The organism is Corynebacterium sp. HMSC074A09 (assembly GCF_001811545.1).
GTDB lineage: Bacteria > Actinomycetota > Actinomycetes > Mycobacteriales > Mycobacteriaceae > Corynebacterium > Corynebacterium hiratae.
The window spans coordinates 1-5268 of sequence record NZ_KV805134.1 but is presented as its reverse complement, the minus strand read 5'-3'; the positions used below and the strand labels follow the sequence as shown (position 1 = coordinate 5268).

The following is a 5268-nucleotide window of genomic DNA, read 5'->3' as shown; positions in this document are numbered from 1 at the left end:
CCTTCAAGCGGAACTGCTAACAACGTAATGGGTAAAAGTTTCATCACCCATTGTAGATAAACAAAGGTATGGCTAACCTAATAGATCCACTTGGAAGAAAGGATTGCCTTGTCCCTCACGACAACTAGGGCTCGCGGTTTTAAAACCCCACGCGCCCCTCACCACCGAATGGCCCGCGTAGTCGCCTCAGCCGTCACCGCCACTGCCCTCCTTATGACCGCTGCCTGCAGCACTAACGATGAACAACAGACCGCAGATGACGGAGAAAAGCAACAGATCACCGACATTCTCGGGCGCGAAGTCGAGGTCCCGAAGAACGTCGATCGGGTCCTCATGGGCGGGCAACGGATGCTTTACACGACATCCATCCTCAACAAAGAAAACCCGCTCCAGGGCATCGTTGCCTGGCCAGATGACCTGGAGCAGAACGACCCTGGCACGTACAAGAAGTACGAACAGAAATTCTCAGAGATCGAAGATATTGAGCAAACTGGTGAAGTTTACGACGGCTCGATGTCCGTTGAGCAAGCTTTGAATTCCCGTCCAGATGTCTTCATTGTCTCCGCAAGCAGCTTCGAAGCCGCCCAGGATGCTGGCATCGTAGACGGTCTAGAAAAGGCCGGAATCCCCACGGTTACCGTCGATTACTTTACCGACCCGGTGAAGAACACCGCACCGAGCGTGCGCTTGCTCGGCAAGGTACTCGGCCACGAGAAGGAAGCGGAAGAGTATGCCGAGTTCTATGAGTCCAAGGTGAACATGGTTCAGGAGCGCCTAGAAAAAGCCAAGGCCACCCCCACACCGACCTTCCTCTGGCGAGCTCCCGGCTACTTCGACTGCTGCTCTACCTTCGCTAAGTCCAACCTAGCCCAAATTGTTAACGCAGCGGGTGGCGAAAACGTGGGCGACGATATGATCGACGCCAAGCAGGGGCAAGTCTCTCCCGAGGCGCTAGCTGAAAAAGACCCAGACGTCATCATCGCCACCGGCGCAGACTGGACCGGCGCCAAGCAGCAGCCAAAGAAGAATGGCTTTGTACCCCTGGGCTACGACGAGTCCACCGAACAGGCAGCCAAAGACTTCCAACGCGTTGTTGACGGGCAACCTGTCCTTAAGGAAATGCGGGCGGTCAAGAACAAGCGGGCCTACGCTGCGTGGCATCACTTCTACGACTCCCCATACAACTACCTAGCCATCGAGTGGTTTGCCAAAGCCATGCACCCCGACCTGTTTTCCGATGTCGACCCGCAGGCCGATTTGGAAGAACTACATGAAAAATTCCTCCCTGTGGAGGCTAGCGGCACCTTCTGGACTGGTTTGCCATGAGCCACGGAGCACGAGCGCAATCAATTGCCACCGGAAGCGAGGTGGACGACCAAAACTCTACCCCGCAACGGCAACGCCCCCGGTCAAACTGGTACCGAACAGCTAGCAGGCGAAAGGTAGCGATCATCGCAGGGCTTACGGCCCTGCTATGCGTCACCATTGCCATAGATTTCCTCATCGGCAGCAGTTTGAACGCAAATGAGGCGCTCTACGTGCTCTTTCACCCCAGCGATTCCCGCCCAATTGACTGGCAGATCATCTTTGATATACGTCTGCCTATGACCGTCACAGCGGTGCTCATCGGTGGCACCCTCGCTGCTGCCGGCGCAGAGATGCAAACCATCTTGGATAACCCCTTGGCAGAGCCCTATACGCTGGGCATTTCCGCCGCTGCGAGCTTTGGCGCAGCCTTTGCCACCGTCTCAGGATTCACCGCGGCGGGAATCGGGGCAGCGCTGGGAATGGCGGGCAGTGCTTGGGTCTTCGCCCTCGCGGCCTGTGCGGTGATCGTCCTATTCTCTCGGTCAAAGAGCTCTGGTACCGAGGGAATGATTCTGCTGGGCATAGCCATCGTGTTCCTCTTCGATGCTCTACTAGCGCTAATGCAGTACCTCGCCTCGCAGACCCAATTAGAGCAGGTGGTTTTCTGGACCTTGGGCAGCCTTACGCGCGCTACGTGGCCTCAGATCGGCCTTCTCGCGGTCATCTCACTAATCGGAATTGCTTACTTCTACCGCAATGCGTGGACGCTGACCGCGTTTCGAATGGGCGACGACCGCGCTAGGTCCATGGGTATCAATATCCCAAAGCTGCGCACGTACACGCTGGTGGGAGTCTCCCTTATGGCGGCAACTGCCGTTTCGATGGCCGGGACAATTGGTTTCATCGGACTCGTCGGCCCACATATCGCCAGGATGCTCGTTGGTGAGGACCAACGCTTCTTCCTCACCACGTCCATCATCTCAGGTGCGCTTTTGCTGACCTCAGCCTCAGTGGTATCCAAGCTGATCCAGCCTGGGGCGATTCTGCCTGTCGGCATCATCACCGCGATTGTGGGCGTTCCCGTGTTCGTCGTCCTCATTGTTTTGCGACGCCGCCCCCGAACTGTCTCCTCAACCTAATGATCGCCTCTCCCAGTACTTCCTGCCCCAGAAAGGACCCCTCGTGGAACAACCGCCCACGGTTCCGCCAGAACCCACACTCCGGGTAGATAACCTGTGCTTTTCCCATGGAGACGAACAGATACTGAATGACGTATGTCTCCCAAAGATCGAAGCTGGAACCGTCACCGCCCTCGTCGGCCCTAATGGCGCTGGTAAGTCGACTTTGCTGCGCTGCATGGCTAACCTATGCCGATTCAGCGGCGACGTCACTGGGCCCGAGGCAGTATATTTGCCACAGGATCCCCCGCCGGAAAGCACCCTTACCGTATTCGAATCGGTACTTCTGGCACTCCAGCATTCCCGGACGGGATTCAGCGGACTACGGGTAGCCACATCCACACAGGACCGAGTCAGCTCGGTCCTCACGCGGCTGGGGCTAGAAGACCTAGAATCCCGAACAATGTCCCAGCTCTCCGGCGGCCAGCGTCAATTAGTAAGCTTCGCCCAGGCCATCGTATGCCGGCCGCAGGCATTACTACTGGACGAGCCAACCAGCGCTCTTGACCTAAGAAATCAGCTCATCCTCATGGAGCATATTCGCGCCTATGCAGCTGAAGCACCCGCGGCGGTCGTGGTTTCGATGCACGATCTTTCACAAGCAGCGCGCTTCGCTCACCGCATTGCGGTACTCCACGCGGGCACTGTATACGCACACGGAGCAGCTAAGGACGTGTTAACCGCAAAAATGTTGCGTGAAGTCTACCGCGTAGATGGAAAAGTCACCCTTACTGATGACGGTTCTGCAGCAATCACCACATCCAGAGCCATATAAGGGGCTTGAAGTGCCCCGAGTTTTGTTCCTAGGCATGTTCCTTGATTTCTATTATTCCCTGTTGCGGGTTCTTCTTCCACAATTCGGTTTCCACCTCGGCTGGGGTTCGATATCCCAGGCTTTGGTGGAGCCTTACCTCGTTCCACCATGACACCCACTCGAACGTCGCGATTTCTACCTCGACAACATCATTCCACCTGCGAGTATGGATGAGCTCATTCTTGTAAGAGCCGTTAACGTTTTCAGCTAGAGCATTGTCATTTCAGTCACCGACGGTCCCAGTGGAAGCGGCAATCCCGTGCTGGGCGAGACGCTGGTTGTAGACAACGCTGACGTACTATAAGCCGTGATCCGAATGGTGAATAAGGCCTGTTGTTTCCTTCGCGCTCACAATCGCTTGGTTGAGTGCTTGCAGCGGTAATACCTCGGTGCGCATCGAGTCCGATAATGCCCATCCGACGATCCGCCGGGAGTAAACGTCAGTGACAAACGCGGTGTACACAAAACCCTTCTTCGTACGCACGTAGGTAATGTCGGCCACCCACAGCTTGTTTAAGGCCTTGGGCTTTGAACTCACGCTCGACCAAATCCGGGCGCAGATCCGGCCTGTTGAGGTGTACGGGTTGTGATTGGTGATCCGCCTGTGCCTGTGCCAGAAACACCAGCTAGGCGCATCAGCCGGGCGGTTTGCTCACGACCGATGTCGATTCCGTCACGGTCAAGCGCATGCCACATTGTCCGCACGCCGTAGACACCGTAATTATCCCGATGAATGGCACCAATGCGTTCAATCAGCACAGCGTCACGAAGGCGACGAGCACTTAAGCCCACGGGCTTTGGACTGGCGATAACCACGCGAGGTGATAAACCCACCAGCCCGGTTAATCTTCAACTCCGGTGCAGATGAACTCGACAGAGAAATGATTCCGGTATTTATCGATGAACCGGATCATTTCTTAACGTTTGGGGCCTGGTCGTGAGGCGAAAAAGCTGACGCAGCCTTCAGCAACTCGTTGGTATCTCGAAGCTCTTGATTTTCGCGGCGTAGCCTGGCATTTTCGGTAGCCAAATCTTCAGGAACAGGTTCTGGGATGTTTCCCGCACGACGAGCAGGCTTAAGTCCATAGACGAGCCGTGTGCCATGACACCCCCAGCTTTGGGGCTACTGCCTAGCACGCGGGATGCATCGACATATTTTCCGCCAAGATGCGGTCCTCCACAAGACGGACCACACGGTCCTTTGCATCCTGGTCAAATTTTCTTGGCATATTCCAGATTTTCCCATCTACTCAAACGGAACAAAACCTGGGACACTTCACACCCGCGAATTTAAATGGATATAATTAGACCCATGTTGATTTCAGGTACCGCTTTCTTGCGGTTGCGCACCAACCGCTAAGGCGGTTTCCTACCCCGTAGGTTAAAAACCGCTCCGGTCCTTTAGCCGGGCGGCTATTTGTCATGCCCGGCTCCGTTTCAACTCCAAGGAGCACACCTGATGTCTGCATACGGATACGGCCGTCACGAGCATGGCCAAAATTTTCTCACAGACCACAAGATCATCAACTCCATCGTCGATCTTGTGAAACAAACCTCCGGCCCCATCATTGAGATCGGGCCAGGAAGCGGTGCCCTCACTCACCCGATGGCCCACTTGGGGAGGGCGATAACGGCAGTTGAAGTGGACGCAAAACTAGCTGCCAAAATCACACAAGAAACCTCCTCGGCGGCGGTCGAAGTGGTCCATGATGATTTCCTTAACTTCCGGTTACCCGCCACTCCCTGCGTCATTGTGGGAAACATTCCCTTTCACCTCACCACTGCCATTCTTCGAAAGTTGTTGCATGCGCCGGCATGGACTGACGCTGTACTCCTCATGCAGTGGGAAGTCGCTCGCCGCCGGGCCGGGGTAGGCGCAAGCACGATGATGACGGCTCAGTGGTCCCCATGGTTCACATTTCACCTGGGTTCTCGGGTACCAAGGTCTGCTTTCCGGCCACAGCCAAA

The 5268-nt window shown here is 55.8% G+C and carries 8 protein-coding genes; 5 read left to right on the top strand and 3 right to left on the bottom strand.

Annotated features, from left to right (window positions below; all coding sequences use genetic code 11):
- Nucleotides 1-168: 168 nt before the first annotated feature.
- Genes HMPREF2807_RS03805 through HMPREF2807_RS03795 form a run of 3 tightly spaced genes read left to right on the top strand, consistent with a single transcriptional unit; the run spans nucleotide 169 to nucleotide 3261 of the window.
- On the top strand, nucleotides 169-1326 hold the full coding sequence (locus HMPREF2807_RS03805) for an ABC transporter substrate-binding protein (RefSeq protein WP_049156259.1): 1158 nt from the start codon (nucleotides 169-171) through the stop codon (nucleotides 1324-1326).
- Nucleotides 1327-1367: 41 nt separating this feature from the next.
- The gene (locus HMPREF2807_RS03800; protein ID WP_049156286.1) at nucleotides 1368-2447 is read left to right on the top strand and encodes a FecCD family ABC transporter permease; all 1080 of its coding nucleotides are present in this window, start codon (nucleotides 1368-1370) and stop codon (nucleotides 2445-2447) included.
- 43 nt (nucleotides 2448-2490) lie between these two features.
- Nucleotides 2491-3261: an ABC transporter ATP-binding protein gene (locus HMPREF2807_RS03795; RefSeq protein ID WP_070455647.1), complete on the top strand. Its 771-nt coding sequence runs from the start codon at nucleotides 2491-2493 to the stop codon at nucleotides 3259-3261.
- Nucleotides 3262-3289: 28 nt separating this feature from the next.
- Here HMPREF2807_RS03795 and HMPREF2807_RS14360 read toward each other — a convergent pair whose 3' ends face one another.
- The 3 genes from HMPREF2807_RS14360 to HMPREF2807_RS14350 all read right to left on the bottom strand — a co-directional run bounded on the left by HMPREF2807_RS14360 (nucleotide 3290) and on the right by HMPREF2807_RS14350 (nucleotide 4059).
- Nucleotides 3290-3472 (bottom strand): integrase core domain-containing protein, encoded by a 183-nt coding sequence (locus tag HMPREF2807_RS14360; RefSeq protein ID WP_369816136.1) that lies wholly within the window; start codon nucleotides 3470-3472, stop codon nucleotides 3290-3292.
- 126 nt (nucleotides 3473-3598) lie between these two features.
- Nucleotides 3599-3763: a DDE-type integrase/transposase/recombinase gene (locus tag HMPREF2807_RS14355; protein ID WP_232755639.1), complete on the bottom strand. Its 165-nt coding sequence runs from the start codon at nucleotides 3761-3763 to the stop codon at nucleotides 3599-3601.
- A 71-nt stretch (nucleotides 3764-3834) separates the two neighbouring features.
- Nucleotides 3835-4059, bottom strand: a complete 225-nt coding sequence (locus HMPREF2807_RS14350) for an IS3 family transposase (protein WP_158014579.1) — start codon at nucleotides 4057-4059, stop codon at nucleotides 3835-3837.
- Between the two features lie 535 nt (nucleotides 4060-4594).
- On the opposite strand from HMPREF2807_RS14350, the gene HMPREF2807_RS14345 reads away from it, so the two are divergent.
- Nucleotides 4595-4660: an erythromycin resistance leader peptide gene (locus HMPREF2807_RS14345; RefSeq protein WP_071569110.1), complete on the top strand. Its 66-nt coding sequence runs from the start codon at nucleotides 4595-4597 to the stop codon at nucleotides 4658-4660.
- Between the two features lie 99 nt (nucleotides 4661-4759).
- Nucleotides 4760-5268 (top strand): 23S ribosomal RNA methyltransferase Erm (gene erm / locus HMPREF2807_RS03790; RefSeq protein WP_070510618.1); only part of this gene is annotated, 509 nt, incomplete at its 3' end.

What these genes read in the sequence shown, in the direction of transcription:
- HMPREF2807_RS03805 (WP_049156259.1), top strand. Translation starts at nt 169, where the DNA reads ATGGCCCGCGTAGTCGCCTCAGCCGTCACCGCCACTGCCCTCCTTATG.